Below are 14,886 nucleotides of genomic sequence, written 5' to 3'. Positions count from 1 at the left end.
GCGGCTGGGCTGGGCGGCGGGTCATCGTTCCGGCACCACCTTGCCGTTGAGGAAGTCGGCCCGGTCGACGTCGACGCCCGCGGTGAAGGCCGCCGACACGTCGAGGTCGCCGAGGAAGGCGTCCAGCAGATCGGCGCCGCGCAGCGCGGTGCGGACGCACGTCGAGCGCCGCAGGTCAGCGTGGCGGAGGTCGGCGCGGCACAGCGCGCTCTCGGTCAGGTCGGCCTCCCGGAGGCTGGCGCTGAACAGGCAGGCCGCCGTCAAGTCGGCGCCGGTCAGATTCGCGTGGGAAAGGTCGGCCTTGGTCAGGTCGGCGCCGGCGAGGTCGGCCTCGGACAGGTCGGCCGAGCCCAGTCGGGCGGCCTGCAACGCGGCACCCCGCAGCGGTGCGCCGCGCAGATCCGCCCCTGCCGCGCCGGCTCGCAGCAGGCGCCACCCGTCGACGACCCAGCTTCTGCACGGCCCGGTGTCCGACTGCTGGACCAGCACAAGGGTCTGAAGGGTGCCTGCGATACGGGCCGCGTCCGCCGCTGCCTGCGCGGTGCGACCGCTGTCCAGCGCCTCGCGTACCACGGCTGACGCCCCGCGCACGGCCAGGACCACGGGATCGACGGGGACGAAGAAGAAGTCCCGTACCTCGGCGTCCGGAGCGCAGGCGTGCACGGCGAGGTCGATGAGGCGTTTCTGCGGTGCTGTGGACACCGGCTCCGCATCCAACGGTGACACCCTCATGCCGCCGTCACCTCGTGCGCGACCGCGCCCACCGGCGGCAGCTCGTTGACGAAGAACATGTGCGTCAGCCGCGCCGTCTCCGGGCTGTCGCCGAAGCCGCCCATCGGCGCGTGGTAGTGCTTGCATCCCCGGAACAGGATGAGCCGGTTGTAGACCGGGCCGATCCGGGCTATCTGCTCCCACCGCGACGGGTCGGCCCTGTCCGGACGGATGACCCGGTCGTCGAACTCCCGGGCATCCGCGTAGCCCAGGGCGCGCGCCTCGCGGTCCGTCGGCGGCGAGGACAGGCCGGTCGGCCGGTGGCGGAAGAACGCGGTGCCCGCACTCATCGGGGCGTCCGGCGTGAGGTAGACCATCCCCGCCCAGTCGACGGCCGTATCGGCGTGCACGACCGCCGACTGCCCGGACTTCTCGGTGATGTAGCGGAAACCGCCCCAGGTGAACCGGCCTCGTTCGACTTTGAGCTCGGCGCCGATGAGCCCGGTGAACACCTGCTCCAACGAGCGCGACTCGATGACCAGCCGGCTGACGAAGCCGGGGTACTCGGACGGCTCGATCCTGCCGAAGCGGGAGCTGAGCGCCTTGGCCCTGACCGCTTCGGGTTTGGCGTAGAAGTCGTCGACGACGATGACCTTGCTGGACACTGCTACCGCCCTCCTTCCGGCTCGTCGAAGAGGAACAACTGGGCCATCCGGTCGTCCACCGGGCCGCATTCGATGCTGCGGACGGTGTACCGGTGGGCCACCGCCCCGTGGAACAGAACCATCCGATTGAAGGTCAGCGGCACGTACGCGGTCTCCTCCCAGGCCTCCGCCCGGGGGTTCCCGCCGGCGGCGTCCTCGGGGCGGTAGAACCCGATCCCGGCGGGGAACCAGCCCTCCGGCAGCGCGAGGTACACCAGAGCGGCCCACGCGCTGTCATAGGTGTGCGGTGCCACGCTCTCCTCCTCCCCGTCGGCACCGACGTGGGTGAGCCGGCCGGTCACCTCCGGAAGCGCGGTTTCGGCGCACCCGAGCAACCCGGCCAGGCGCGTTCGCGCCTCGGCGTCCGCCGCCGCAGAACCACCGGATGCGGTCGCGCCCCGGGCGAGCAGCCTCTCGCGCCGGGCGTGAGGATCACGGTAGAAGTCGTCGACGACCTCGATCGTCTTCCGCATGTCAGCGCCTCCCGGGTCGGCGGCAGTTGGCCCTTCATCACGTGTCACCGAGCTGGTCACCGAGCTTGCAACTGACCATCAAGCCATGGCCGGTGCCGATGAATGCCGACAGCAGCCGCGGACTGCGGGCGGTTGCCCGGTTGTACGCGTTGATGGCGCGGATCGCCCCGGCTCCGCCGTCGCCCGGGGATTCGCTGCTGAAGTCGCCGTCGGGGAGTGCGTCGTCGGCCACCAGCAGTCCGCCTTGGCGCAGCAGCGGAAAGCAGAGCTTGAGATAGGTGGAGTAGGAGACCTTGTCCGCGTCGATGAACACCATGTCCAGGGATTCCGGGGCCAGCTCGGTGAGATAGTCGGCCGCAGGGCCGGTCACGACCTCCACGCTGTCGGCCACGCCGGCCCTCTTCAGGTTGTCCCGCGCGAGGTTCGCCAGGTCGGCGTCGGCCTCCAGGCTCGCCAGGCGGCCACCGGGGGGCAGCCCGCGGGCGATGTGGATCGCCGAGTAGCCGATGTAGGTGCCGATCTCGACGACCCGCTGCGGGCGGTGAAGCAACGTCAGCAACTGGAGGACGCGCGCGGCATCGTCGTCGATCTGCATCGGCCGCAGACCGTTGGCCAGCAGGGATTCACGCAGGATGAGGTCGAGCAGCTTCTCTCGGGGCGGAAACACCGCACGGAGGTAACTCGCTGAGGGCGGCATTATTCGACCTTTCCCTCCCCCGCCGCCGCGTGGGCTGCTCCGGAGCGCGGCCTGGCTTCGTAGAACGCGAAGATGGCTGCGGTGTCCGGCTCGACGCCGGGTTGGTCGAACTCGAAGCACGAGGAGAATGCCTCCCGCACCTCCTCCGGTTCACCGGCACACTCGACGGCGGTGTCGAGGAAGGGGGCGAACATCAGCGCGCTGGTGCCGGCTCCCCACAGGTAGGCGAAGTTGGCACCCGGGTTGGCCTGGAACATCGGCCAGGTGAAGTACGGCGGGAAGTCGCCCAGCGTGCAGTGCGCGCCGATGCCGTACTCTTCGTCAAGTCGCTGGAACTCCTCCCGGATTCCCCCGTCCGGGCTGCTGTGCAGCCTGAAGTCAAGAGCCGCGGTGACGGCCCGGTCCAGGTGTGAGCGACGGTACTCCAGCCGCTTGACGTCCCGGCACAGCTCCAAGCCGTCCCGCTCAGCCGGCGACAGGTCCAGGTGGTCGGCGAGCTGAGGGTGGTACACCCACTTCTCGAACCACATGCTCAGATCCTCAAGCCGTTCCAGCGGCAGGTACTCCAGTCCGGACTGGGTGGGCAGCCGCTTGCGGATCAGCAGGTGGTTCACCGCGTGCCCGAACTCGTGGAAGAGGCTGTGCACGTTCTGGAAGGTGATGCGGTCCGAACCGTCCGCAGCCCGGCGGAACCGGCAGGACACATAGGCGACCGGCCGTTGCACGATGCCTCTCCACTCCGTCCGGTTCCGGATTCCCTTCGTGGTGTTGGCGGTGCGGCGCCGGGGGCCGGTTTCCCACAGGTCGAGGTGCACTTGGCCGATGAGACGTCCGTCGAGCGCGACGTCGAAGACACGTACCTGGGCGTTCGACCGGGCGGGCGCCTCGGTGAGCGTCAGGCCGAACAGGCGCAGTGCCACGTGCCGGATGAAGGACAGGCAGCCCTCCACCGGCAGCAGCGGGACCTCCCGGCCCGCCTGGAGCCCGCGCACGTAGTGGCCGAAGTGGTCCATGGCGTGGTCCGGGGCGCCTGTTGCGGCCAGGACCTCGGAGTCGAGCCGCTGCTGGTGCTCCAGGGAGCCGATCAGATACTGCTCGACGAGGCGCCAGGCTGCTTCCTCCGAGACCCGGCACCGACGCAGCGTGACCGCCAGCACCGAATCCGCACCCTGCTCCCGGCTTTCCCGCCGCCGCGCGTCCACCATGCGGTCGACCACCGCTATCAGGTCGCCCAGCCGGTGGTCGCGTGTCGCGCGCCACACTCGGCCCAGTTTGACGCGAGTCGCCGCGCTGTTGGTGGAGCTGGCCAGTTTGTAGAAGGCGGCGTACGGGTTGGCGGCTCGGCTGGTGCTGCCCATGCGCCGCAGCAGCAGGGCGCCGTCCTGCCGGATTCCGTCGAGGATGTCCTTGGCCTCCGCGAGCAGCCGCTCATGCAGGCCGTCGTCCTCATGCCCGGGCCCGGCCGCGAGTCTCGCGCGAAGGTGGGCGATGTAGGCAGTGCGCGCCTCCTCAACCTCCGGGTGCACGCAACGCAGCGTCAGGAGCCGGTCGAGCAGCGCCGCGTCCAGCTCGGCGTCACGATGGAACGCGTCCCGCCAGGGCAGGAGTCGCTTGTAGTTGATGTGTGCCTCGTTCGACTCCAGGTAGAGGAAGAGGTAGGCGACGTTGTTGTAGATCGCGCAGATCTCGACGAAGGCGTCCTCGCCCAGGTCGTCCAGGTCCAGCAGGGCGCGCAGCCGCGTCATCATCGCGTCCAGGGCCGCATCGGTCTGGCCGAGGCTCTCACCTTCGGGAATGGCGGGCAGGTCTACAGACATGGCTCACCGCTTGCGTCGTAGAACCGAAACAGGGGGTCGAGCTCGGGCGTCTCGCTGGGGGCGTCCGGGTCGAAGCACGGGGCAAGGCTCCGGTCGGCCCGCGCCCGTGCTGGAGCGCAGCCGCCCGGGCCGGTGCGCAGCCACGGGGCGAAGGCCTGGGCACCGAACGCGGCTCCCCACGAATACGCGAAGCTCGCGCCGGGATAGGCCCGGCAGAGCGGCGACAGCAGGTAGCCGGCGACCGTGTCGAGACGGCACAGGCCACCGAGCTGGAACCGCGTCTCGAGCCGGCGGAAGGAGTCGGCGTAGCCGCCGGAGTCCCGGCGGTGGACGTCGAAGTCGAGCGCGGCGACAACCGCCCGGTCGAGGTTCGCGCTGCAAAACTCCAGCCGTTTGATGCGGGAGCAGATGTCGAGTCCGGCCGCGTCCTCGGCGGTGAGCTCGAAGTGTTCGACGAGCCGTGGGTGGTATGCCCACTTCTCGAACCATGTGCTCAGGTCCTCGATGCGCTCGACCGGCAGGTAGTCAAGTCCGTTGTCGCTGGGGGTGTGCCGCCGCAGGAGCCAGTGGTTCACCACGTGCCCGAACTCGTGCAGCATGCTGTGCAGGCTCGCGAAGGTGACCACCGGCCTGCCGCGGGCGTCGGGCCGGTAGCGGCACAGCACGCGCGCTTCGGGGAGCGTTAGCGGCAGCTCTTCGGTCCGGTCGGCGCCGGCCGGGGCGTCCACGGGCGCGGCTGCCGCCCGGACGCCGGAACCGCGGGGCGGTGTTCCCATCAGGTCGAATGAGGCGACGCCGATCGCCCGTCCGCCGGCGGTTGCGAGGACGAGGTGCTCGTCCTGACGGTCCGAAGCCAGCGGTGTCAGGGCGATGTCGAGGACCTCTCGGGCCACAGCGGCCAGATAGTCCAGGCAGCCGTCGAGCGGGAAGGCGGGCAGCGCGGCACCTCCGGCCACCGTGCGCACGTAGGCGCTGAAGTGGGCCAGCGGATGGTCTGTCGCGCCGAGCGTCTCCCGGATGCGCGCCGCGAGGCGCTCAGTGCTGTCCGCCGCACGTTCCAGGTACGCATCGATGAACGCCGCGGCCTGCGCCTCGTCCACGGCTGACCGATCCAGGGTGCGTTCGACCACGCTTGACGCCCCCACCGCACGCGCCTGCTCACGGCGGAGCCTCAGGACCGCGTCGAGCTGCTCCAGCACCGAGCCGGTGTGCCGGGCCCGCAGCGCCTCCCAGGCGCGCACCAGCTTCTCGCGGGTGGAGGGCTGCGCCGTCGAGCCCACCGCCCTGGAGAACACGACGGCGGGCGCGGCCCCGCGGACGCGCAGTCCGAGGCGCTCCAACAGCGCCGCTTGAGCCTCGTCGACACCGTCGAGGGCATCTCGCGCCTGCCGGTACCCGGCGGCGACCTCCGCGGCCGTCGGGCTCTTCCGGGTCCTGGCCCGCTCGTGCAGCCAGCTCAGCAACTCGCATCGGGTCCGTTCGGCAGCGTCCTTGGTGCACACCGCGCTTTCCAGCGCGGCCAGCAGTGCCGCGTCGGCCTCCGGGTCGGCGAGCAGCCGCTGCCAGACGGATCGCAGTGGACGAGCGGGCCCGAGGTGGCGTTGGTTTCCCTCGGCGTACGCGAGCAGGTGCGCGGCGTTCGCGGACAGCAGCGCGAGCTCCTCCACCTCGGCGTCCCCGAGCCGGCCCCGCGCGGCCAGCCGGCCGAACCGGGTCGCCGTGCGGACCAGGGCCGCGCCGACCGGGTCGGTGTCCTCCGTGCACGCGGCGGCTGTCATGGCGAGTCCTGCCGCGGACGGAACCGGAAGCGGTAGGCCATCCCGGAGTAGGAGCCGCAGTACATGTTTCCGTCGGGCGCCACGATCGGGGTGACATCGAGCGAGGGGTCGTGATCGGCGAGGCCGAGGAGCTGGCTGGTCTCCCACAGGAACCGGCCGTCGTCCCGGCCGAGGCCCAGGACGTTGCCCCGTGCCGTCGTCACCGCGAAGCCGCCGCTCGGGGTGACGGTGTACGAGGAGTGATCCCGCGGCGCGGCGCCGGGTACCCGCCAGCACACCTCGTGCGTGCGCACGTCGACTCCGAAGCCGGCGCCGTCCTGAGTGCCGACGGCCAGGACGGTGCCGGACAGCGCGGGGCTCCCCACCACCTTGCCACCGAGCGCCACGGCGCCGCGCTCCTCACCGGTGCGGCTGTCGAGGAACGTGCAGCGGCCGTCCACGGTCGTCACGGCGACCGCACCCTCGGAGTGGACGGCCACCAGCGATGCCCGGACGGAGCTGCCCAGGTCCCGGCACCAGCGCTGCGCCCCGTCGGGGGTCAGGCACACCACGTGCTCGGCGCATCCGACGGCCACATCTCCGGTGTCGAGTGTCACCGGGCTCGCGTACGGGTCCCGATCGGCGGCCGAGCCGCCCCACCGGGCGTGCCACGGGCGCGGCAGCTCCCGGGCGAACACCTGCGCACCCGTATCGAGCCGCAGTCCGACGCACCGGCCGCCGAACGCCGCGATCACGAGCACGTCCGTGTCGGGCAGCAGCGTGGGGGTGGCATACACCGGCCCGCCCGCCTCGGCAGTCCAGCGCGGCCGGCCGCGCAGGTCGAGCGACCGGACGAGGCCCCCGGTGGTGGCGAGGACGACAGCCCGCCGAGCCGAGTCGGCCACCGGAGAGGCGTACACCGCGTTGTCGAGGCGGCGCTCCCAGTACAGCTTCTCCAGGCTGCTGTCCCAGAGCCGGACGCGGCCATCGTAGGTGGCGAAGACAGCGCCGAGGCCGGCTACCGCGACCGGCGTGGCACAGACAGGCACAGCGACCCGCTGCCCGTCCTTGCGCAGATGCGTGAAGCGGCGATGACCGCACACCACCGGCTCGCCGTCCCAGCGGAACGCGCTGTCGGTGAGTGTGGGCCACACGAGCACCGCCTTCCGCGGGTCGTGGCGAAACGCGGGCGCGTCAATCGGCGGCATGGGACTCGATCTCCCGTAGGCCGCGCTCGAAGACCGCCGCCGAGGGGTGCGCGAGACGGCGAGCCAGATCGAGGCCCGCCGACATGACCCGGCGGCTTTGCGGGGCAAAGGCTGCCAGCTTCTCGTAATGCGCCATCGCGCGCGAGTGGTCCCCGCACCGGTCACGGCACATCGCCGCTTTGAGGAGATGGTGCGCAACGTACGGGGGTCCGGTCGCGGCTGCCTGCTCGTACATCTGGGCGGCTCGCTCTACCCGTTTCGACCGCAGGTAGACCTCCGCGAGTTCTCCGTAGCTGACCGACCATACGGGGTCCAATGCAATAAGTGACCGGCCTGCCTCCTCAGCCGCATCGATGTCCCGCTGGACATAGAGGTACTCCTTGATCGCAGATTCGTAGTACGTCTTGATCATATTCATATCAGCAGCCCGAGCCTCGCTGCCGGTACACACATCGGCTGCCTCTCGGGCCCGGTCCATGGAACGGCGAGTGGCCACGGCATCCCCGCTCGCTGCGGGAACCATGGCGATACCGCGGTACCACGACGACAAGGCGCCAGGTTCGATCCGGTCCGAACTCTCGGAAAGCGAGGTTCCGAGCGCCAGCCATCGCTCGAAGTCCGCAGTCGGCAACTCGCGGCGCTTGATGTACCACACGACGGCCTGGGTGCAGGCGTCCAGCATCCGGCTGACCGGTACCGCACGCGTGATGACAGCCCGGCGCATCCGTTCAAAAGCCGCTGGGGAGCCGGCGCCACCTTCACAACGGTTGGAGACGAGGAACTCCAACCAGCCGATCTCGAAGTCCTCTCGGGGAGTTGTCCGGCGTTCGGAAAGGATGGCGAGCACGTTCCGCACGAGTTCGAACCGCGAGATACTGATCAAGGCCGACGCGACGTTCACCAGGTTGACCACAGTGAGTTCGGAGGCTCGGTCGAGCATCGCGCCGAGGCCGGCCAAAGCCTCGGTTCTGCGGTCTTCCAGCCTGGCGAGCGGCGCAAGCTGGACGCCTTCCAGCAGAGCGAGTTCGTAGAGCACAAAAGGCTCGAACACCTGAGTGAATTTGTAACCGAACTGCGCCCAGTTGCACGAGTCGAAGGATTCCACGCACGCCTGAGAGAAGATGTCGGCAGGGCGCTCCGGGTGGCTGCCGAAGTCGAGGCCAGTCATGGTGTCATGGAATGAGTTGCGCGTGAACTCCATCGACAAAACATTCCAGTCAGGGGAGGCGGAATGCCAGGAAGCGGACCTCGATCCCCTTCCTGGCATCAGAATCATTCCGAAGCGCCGGTCTGCAACATTTCGTCGAGCTCGGAGTCGAGCTCGTCTCCGAAATCGAGTTCCTCGACGTCGGACTCAGCCTCGAAGAAAATCTCCGCGCTAACGAACGGGAAAAACGCGGGCTCCTTTTCGAATAGCCGATCATCCATCTCGGCTGCCCCTTCTTTGCGGCCTTGACGCCAATCCAACAATCAGGCAATCAGGCAATCGGATAGCCAGTAGGCTGACATGCGTCGACACCCCTGTCAATACCTCCAGCCACGCGAGCACATGATCGCATCAGCGCGTAAGGCGGCACCCGTGAAGGGGTTTTCAGCAACGACCACCTCGTGCCGTTGCGCCACCGGCAAGCCGCCTACCAGCGAAAACGTTCCCGCATATAAAGATCGCACCGAACATTCCCGATCTACGCTCGGGTGAGTGAGGATCTTCAGTCCGGCCACTGGTGGAGTGACGGCTGGTGCCACGTAATGGGTGAAGCCCCGTGCAGTCGGCCCGAGATGCCTGACGTCACAACCGAACGTACGAGGGGCCTCGTTGCCGACCCGCCCTGCCGGTCTCGACCTGCCGCACGCACTCGCGACAGCGGGCTCACGAACCGTTTGTGCGTGCTCCCACACTCCGAACAAGCCGGGCGAGTTCCTGATTCAGCTCGTTCGCCGGCGCGGCCACACCAGTGCTCCTGCGGCAGATCGCCGCTGTAATCGAATATGGCACGGCGCAAGAGCGATCGGGGAGTTCTCGTGGATTGCATTGTTCCAGTGGCCGGCCCAGGGTCTCCGCCGAGATCGGCCGCTGGTACTCCTGCCGGTGTCGGGCACTTCCTGCAATGCGCGCCCATCAGCGGCAGCGGCCCAACCGCGTCGACCGCGGCCTTGCCGTATGCCGGGCGATCAGTGCTCGGCCGGGTTCAACGCCGTGTCGGTCCTCGGTGCCGGCCGGGATTCGGCCGGCACCGTCCGTTTGTGCGTTTCCGCGTTCACCGCCGCTGCTCGCGGTCGCGGTGGTCGGCCCGGGTGGGGTGGCCTCAGCTTGTGAGCAGCCGCCGGAACCACCGGGTGAGGAGTTCGTCGACCGCCCTGGTCGCGGGGAGCTGGGGGGCCGGTTCCAGGCCCGGTTCCTCGGCCAGGGGGTGTGCCAGGTCCGGGACGGTGGTCAGCTCGACCTGCTCCGGGTGGGGGTGCCGCTCGCGCAGTACGTCGATCAGGGCGGCCGCGTCGGTGCGCAGCGCCGGGTGGTCACGCTCGCCGCTGACCAGCAGCAGCGGGGGGCGCGCCGTGAGGTCCGCGGCGCGGGCGACGAAGTCGAGTTCGTCGGCGACCTTGTGGGACTCCTCGGTCCACCGGTACGGATGTCCGGCGAGGCCCTCCATGAGCGGGACGACGGACCGCAGCCGCACCGCCGGGTTGACCAGGGCGACCGCCCGGAGCGGAATCCGCTGCCTGGTCAGCACCTCGAGCGCCACGGCTCCGCCGAGCGAGGCGCCGAGGATGCCGACCGGCCCGTCGTCCACCGGCAACTGGTCGCGCAGCGCGGTGAGCGCGGCCGGGAACTCGTCGGCGGCCTGCCGGGCGAACGGGGCCAGGAAGGCCAGCAGCGCGTCCTGGCGGGCGAGCGCGAGGGCGGCGTCGAGGCGGCCGTCGACCATCCGCGCGCCGCACATCGGCATGCCCAGGTGGACCCGCCAGGCGGGCACCTGGGCCATCGGCAGTGCGGCCGCGAACGCGGCGTCGGTGCGCGGCGCGTCCAGCATGTGCCAGGTCACGATCAACGGCGCGGGTCCGTCGATCGGCTCGGTCGGCGGCAGCGCCGTGTACGGCACTCCGGCCGCGGTACCGGTGAGCGTTTCCATGTCTCTCCCTCGGTTCACGGCTTGCCACGGTAGGCAGTTCGCCGAGGGCCGCGAACCGGCTTCTGCCGACGGCGAATCCGCCGGAGGCGAAACCCGGGGGCCGCCGCCGGGCCGGCGACGGCCCTCCCGGGCCATCGTGGTCACCGCAGGGTGAGCGGGGTCTCGGCCTCCACATGGGTCAGCTTCTGCGGGTTGCGGACGAAGTACAGGCCGGTGATGCGGGCGTCCTCGACCCGGGCCGCGAGGATGCCGTCGATCTCGCCGTCCACGCGGAAGACGAGTGCCGGGTTGCCGTTGACCACGGTGGGCTCACCGGTGACCGCGGCCCTGTTCCTGTCCATGCCGGCGATGATGAAGCGGGCCACCTTGCCGGCGCCGGTGATCGGCCGCGGCGCGGCCTTCTTGACGCCGCCGCCGTCGCTGACCAGCACGACATCGGGGGCGAGCACGTCGAGGAGGCCTTGCAGGTCCCCGGTCTCGAACGCGCGCCGGAACGACTCCAGCGCCGCCCGGGTCGTGCTCGGGGAGACCGCCTGGCGGGGGCGGCGGGCCTCGACGTGCCGGCGGGCGCGGTGCGCGATCTGGTGGACGGCCGCGGGGCTCTTGCCAACGGCGGCGGCGATCTCGTCGTAGCCGACGTCGAACACGTCGCGGAGCACGAAGACGGCGCGCTCGGTGGGCGAGAGCGTCTCCAGGACGAGCATCATCGCCATCGACACGCTCTCGGCGAGTTCCACGTCCTCGGCCACGTCCGGTGCGGTGAGCAGCGGCTCGGGCAGCCAGGAGCCGACGTACGCCTCCTTGCGGCGCTTCATCGTGCGCAGCCGGTTGAGGGAGAGCCGGGTGGTGATCCGGACCAGGTAGGCGCGGTGGTCCCGCACCCGCTCCGCATCGATGTCCACCCACCGCAGCCAGGTCTCCTGGAGGACGTCCTCGGCGTCGGCGGCCGAGCCGAGCATCTCGTAGGCGACGGTGAACAGCAGGTTGCGGTGGGCGACGAACGTCTCGGTCGCCGCGTTGGTGGCCTGTTCGCTCATGTTCCGGGCCCTTTTCGTTCGCGGTCGGCATCGGGTGCCGGTGGCCTTCCGGCAGGGGTCCACAGCAAGGTCTCGATCTCGGTCTCTGTCTCGTCGGCGGTCGGGCTAGGCCGGCCGGCCGGCGGTGGACGACGCCTGGCCGCGGTCGGCCCGCAACTGCCGCCGCCGGTGCTTGTCCTTCTTCAGCCAACGGTGCGAACCGGGCTTGCGCGCCTCCTTCACCAGATGCTTGACGCTGAAGTCGCAGGAGATCTCCTTGAGCTTCGCGCCGGGTCGGCCGCCGATGTAGAGCCTCATCGCGGTGTCGTCCTGGTGGGCCAACTGGTAGACGCCGGCGCGGCGGCCCAGGCTGACGCACATGGCGGGGAACACCAGTTTGACGGGCTCGGGCTGCCGGCCCGCGATCCGGTTGAGCACCGTGTCGGCGGCGTGTGCGCCCAGGCAGCTCGCGGCGTAGGCGCTCATCCGGAACGGCAGGCCCGACGGTGCCGCCGAGTCCCCGGCCGCGACGATGCGCTCGTCGTCCACGCTGGTCAGCGTCTCGTCGGTGAGCAGGCGCCCGGCGGCGTCGGTGCTCAGCCCGCTGCGCGCGGCCAGGTCGGGCACGCCGAAGCCGGCGGTCCAGACGGTGACCTCGCTGGGCAGCTCGCGGCCGTCGCTCAGGCGCACGGTGTCCCGCGTCACCGCCGTGACCTTCGTGTCGGGGCCGTCGAGCACGGTCACCCCCAGCTCGGCCAGCCGCTTGGCGGCCGTGCGCCGGGCCCGGGGGTGCAGGTAGGGGCCGAGCACGCCTCCGCAGACCAGGGTCGGCCGGCGGCCCTGCTCCGCCAGTTCGGCGGCGGTCTCGATGCCGGTCGGGCCGCCGCCGACGACCGTCAGCGCGGCCGTCGCGGGAGCGGCGTCGAGCACCGCGCGCAGCCGCTGCGCCGCCTCCAGGGTCGCCACCGGGTGGGCGAACTCGGCCGCTCCGGGCACGAGCAGGTCGGCGCTTGTGCTGCCGACCGCGTACACGAGGTGGTCGTAGTGGAGCGCGCCGCCGTTCGCCGGCGTCACGGTGCGTGCGGCCGCGTCGATCCGCGTCACGGTGTCCACGACCAGCCGGACGCCCTCGGCCAGGGTCTCCCGGTAGTCGAACACCGCGTCGTGGGACCCGCCCACCAGTTGGTGCAGGCGGAGCCGCGCGACGAAGGCGGGGCGCGGATTGATCAGGGTCACGGTCACGTCGTCGCGCCGGGTCAGGCGGTTGGCCGCCATGACACCCGCGTATCCGCCGCCGACCACGACGACATCGGTGTTCTCAGCCACGGTGTCTCCTCCGCGTCAAGGGGGTTCGGCCTCAAGACACCGCGCGGCCGACCGCGCTGACAGCTTGTGAGGCAGGTCACTCCGCGGGTGCGGTCGTGGACGGTCTCAGTGCGGGAGGCGCGTCGACCGGAGGGCTGGGCGGTGAGTGCGGACAGGCAGGCGGCGACAGGCAGGGCCTCCGGCGGCCCCGCCGGCCGCGCGTGCGGGCGCGGGTTCGCGTCCGGTGCGCGCCCCGGCGGAGTGCTCGTGGGTGGCCATGGGGGTGATTCCGGGTGCGGTGCGTGTCCGGGGAGGTGGGCCGTGGAAGCAAGGGGATCTGGAGCGCGGCGCCGCCGGGGACGGATCCCGGACGGGTCGGTACAGGGAGGAGTGAGCGGTCATGGCCGTGTGCGAGGTCTGCAACAACGACTACGACTTGGCATTCGAGGTCCGGGCGGCCGGAGCCGTCCACGTCTTCGACAGCATCGAGTGCGCCGCGCAGCGGATGGCCCCGATCTGCGACAACTGCCAGTGCCGCATCCTCGGGCACGGCCTCCAGACCGACGGGCAGTTCTTCTGCTGCGCGCACTGCGCACGCCAGCGCGGCTACGACCGGCTGGTCGACCACGCCTGACCGCGGCGCGGACGGGCGCGCCGGGCCGGGTCCGGGGGTCAGGCCGCCCCGGCGGTGGCGAGCAGGCCGCCCATGGCGGCGAGGACGGAGGGCTCGACCCGGTAGTACACCCAGGTGCCGCGCCGCTCGGAGGTGAGCAGCCCCGCCTCCTTCAGCTTCTTCAGGTGGTGGGAGACGGTGGGCTGCGAGACTCCGACGTCGGAGATGTCGCACACGCACGCCTCCCCGCCCTCGTGGGAGGCGATCGCGGAGAACAGCCGCAGCCGGACCGGGTCGCCGAGCGCCTTGAACATCCGCGCGGCGGTCTCGGCCTCCTCCGCGGTGAAAGGCCGCTCGGTCAGCGGCGGGCAGCACGGCGCCACGGCATCCTGGCCGGCCTCGGGTTCCAGCAGCGGGAGCACCTTCGCGTTCGACATGCATCCAGATTGACACATGTCGATGGGGACCCGTTCCAGGAGGCCCGCGAGCGGCTCGGCGCCGCGGCGGGGCAGGCGCCGCGGCGGGCGGGCCGGCCGCCACCGAGCGGAGGAGGCCACTGATTCGGAGGGCTTTTATTTTGACAACTGTCGAATCCGGTGGGACGCTGAGCCCACAAGCGCATAGACAGTTGTCGAAGCATGCAGGGAGTCGCTGTGGACACGCCCGCCAACACCGATCTGCCCGTGGTCGTGATCGGGGCCGGACCGGTCGGTCTGGCCGCCGCCGCCCACCTCCTGGACCGCGGTATCGAGCCGCTGGTGCTGGAGGCCGGGGACACCGCGGGCGCCGCAGTGCGCCAGTGGGCGCATGTGCGGTTGTTCTCGCCGTGGGGTGAGGTGATCGACCCGGTCGCGGAGAAGCTGCTCGCTCCCACCGGCTGGACCAGGCCCGAGCCGGCCGCCTACCCCTTGGGCGGCGAGTGGGCCGAGCACTACCTCCAGCCGCTGGCCGACGTCCTGGGCGAGCGCGTGCGCTTCGGCGCCCGCGTCACCGGGGTCTCCCGCGCCGGCCGGGACCGGGTCGTGGACGCCGACCGCGACATCCAGCCCTTCACCGTGCACACCGCCACCCCCGACGGCCGCGAGGAGCGCCTCCTGGCCCGCGCCGTCATCGACGCCTCCGGCACCTGGGCCACCCCCGGCCCGGCCGGCGGGGACGGCCTGCCCGCCCTCGGCGAGAAGGCCGCCGCCGACCGCATCACCCACCGCGTCCCCGACCTGACCGACCCGGCCGTCCGCGCCCGCTACGCCGGGAAGCGCACCGCGGTCATCGGCTCCGGCGCCTCCGCCTTCACCGCCCTGGCCCACCTGGCCGACCTCGCCGCGGCCCGGGACGGCGCGGGCACGCACGCGGTGTGGATCCTGCGCCGCGGCATCTCCGGCTCCACGTTCGGCGGCGGCGAGGCCGACCAGCTCCCCGCCCGCGGCGCCCTGGGCCTGGCCGCCAAGGCCGCC

General features: G+C 71.1%; 15 protein-coding genes. 2 read left to right on the top strand and 13 right to left on the bottom strand.

The genetic code is table 11. The annotated features are described in order from the left end of the window. Positions 1 to 21 precede the first annotated feature (21 nt). The 12 genes from ACYVO2_RS27670 to ACYVO2_RS27615 form a co-directional block, all read right to left on the bottom strand. Positions 22 to 702: a pentapeptide repeat-containing protein gene (locus ACYVO2_RS27670; RefSeq protein WP_461010742.1), complete on the bottom strand. Its 681-nt coding sequence runs from the start codon at positions 700 to 702 to the stop codon at positions 22 to 24. Positions 703 to 728: 26 nt separating this feature from the next. Continuing rightward, positions 729 to 1,376 carry a DUF6445 family protein gene (locus ACYVO2_RS27665; protein WP_461010741.1) on the bottom strand — a complete coding sequence of 216 codons (648 nt, stop codon included), beginning with the start codon at positions 1,374 to 1,376 and terminating at the stop codon, positions 729 to 731. Positions 1,377 to 1,378: 2 nt separating this feature from the next. Continuing rightward, on the bottom strand, positions 1,379 to 1,888 hold the full coding sequence (locus tag ACYVO2_RS27660; RefSeq protein ID WP_461010740.1) for a hypothetical protein: 510 nt from the start codon (positions 1,886 to 1,888) through the stop codon (positions 1,379 to 1,381). Positions 1,889 to 1,925: 37 nt separating this feature from the next. Next, positions 1,926 to 2,555, bottom strand: a complete 630-nt coding sequence (locus tag ACYVO2_RS27655; RefSeq protein WP_461010739.1) for an O-methyltransferase — start codon at positions 2,553 to 2,555, stop codon at positions 1,926 to 1,928. A 29-nt stretch (positions 2,556 to 2,584) separates the two neighbouring features. Continuing rightward, positions 2,585 to 4,402 carry a M3 family metallopeptidase gene (locus tag ACYVO2_RS27650; RefSeq protein ID WP_461010738.1) on the bottom strand — a complete coding sequence of 606 codons (1,818 nt, stop codon included), beginning with the start codon at positions 4,400 to 4,402 and terminating at the stop codon, positions 2,585 to 2,587. Then, positions 4,393 to 6,180 (bottom strand): M3 family metallopeptidase, encoded by a 1,788-nt coding sequence (locus ACYVO2_RS27645; protein WP_461010737.1) that lies wholly within the window; start codon positions 6,178 to 6,180, stop codon positions 4,393 to 4,395. Before ACYVO2_RS27645 ends, ACYVO2_RS27650 begins: the two co-directional genes overlap by 10 nt. Further along, complete coding sequence (locus ACYVO2_RS27640; RefSeq protein WP_461010736.1) at positions 6,177 to 7,313, bottom strand: outer membrane protein assembly factor BamB family protein; 1,137 nt, start codon at positions 7,311 to 7,313, stop codon at positions 6,177 to 6,179. Before ACYVO2_RS27640 ends, ACYVO2_RS27645 begins: the two co-directional genes overlap by 4 nt. A gap of 40 nt (positions 7,314 to 7,353) precedes the next feature. Further along, positions 7,354 to 8,568, bottom strand: coding sequence for a hypothetical protein (locus ACYVO2_RS27635; RefSeq protein ID WP_461010735.1), 1,215 nt, complete (start codon positions 8,566 to 8,568; stop codon positions 7,354 to 7,356). Between the two features lie 71 nt (positions 8,569 to 8,639). After that, entirely contained in the window at positions 8,640 to 8,795 is a 156-nt protein-coding gene (locus tag ACYVO2_RS27630; protein ID WP_461010734.1) for a hypothetical protein, read from the bottom strand. 878 nt (positions 8,796 to 9,673) lie between these two features. After that, on the bottom strand, positions 9,674 to 10,498 hold the full coding sequence (locus ACYVO2_RS27625) for an alpha/beta hydrolase family protein (RefSeq protein ID WP_461010733.1): 825 nt from the start codon (positions 10,496 to 10,498) through the stop codon (positions 9,674 to 9,676). Positions 10,499 to 10,638: 140 nt separating this feature from the next. After that, positions 10,639 to 11,535, bottom strand: coding sequence for an RNA polymerase sigma-70 factor (locus ACYVO2_RS27620; RefSeq protein ID WP_461010732.1), 897 nt, complete (start codon positions 11,533 to 11,535; stop codon positions 10,639 to 10,641). A gap of 105 nt (positions 11,536 to 11,640) precedes the next feature. Next, positions 11,641 to 12,840: an NAD(P)/FAD-dependent oxidoreductase gene (locus tag ACYVO2_RS27615; protein WP_461010731.1), complete on the bottom strand. Its 1,200-nt coding sequence runs from the start codon at positions 12,838 to 12,840 to the stop codon at positions 11,641 to 11,643. Between the two features lie 379 nt (positions 12,841 to 13,219). On the opposite strand from ACYVO2_RS27615, the gene ACYVO2_RS27610 reads away from it, so the two are divergent. Next, positions 13,220 to 13,453, top strand: coding sequence for a hypothetical protein (locus ACYVO2_RS27610; protein ID WP_461010730.1), 234 nt, complete (start codon positions 13,220 to 13,222; stop codon positions 13,451 to 13,453). A 38-nt stretch (positions 13,454 to 13,491) separates the two neighbouring features. Here ACYVO2_RS27610 and ACYVO2_RS27605 read toward each other — a convergent pair whose 3' ends face one another. Further along, on the bottom strand, positions 13,492 to 13,869 hold the full coding sequence (locus tag ACYVO2_RS27605; protein ID WP_461010729.1) for an ArsR/SmtB family transcription factor: 378 nt from the start codon (positions 13,867 to 13,869) through the stop codon (positions 13,492 to 13,494). A gap of 216 nt (positions 13,870 to 14,085) precedes the next feature. Between ACYVO2_RS27605 and ACYVO2_RS27600 the strand changes: the two genes are divergently transcribed. Beyond that, positions 14,086 to 14,886 (top strand): FAD-dependent oxidoreductase (locus tag ACYVO2_RS27600; RefSeq protein ID WP_461010790.1); only part of this gene is annotated, 801 nt, incomplete at its 3' end.

It is taken from the genome of Streptomyces capparidis, assembly GCF_054782095.1.
Note: the sequence above shows the minus strand (reverse complement) of the source record. Positions and strands in the feature narration are given on the sequence as shown.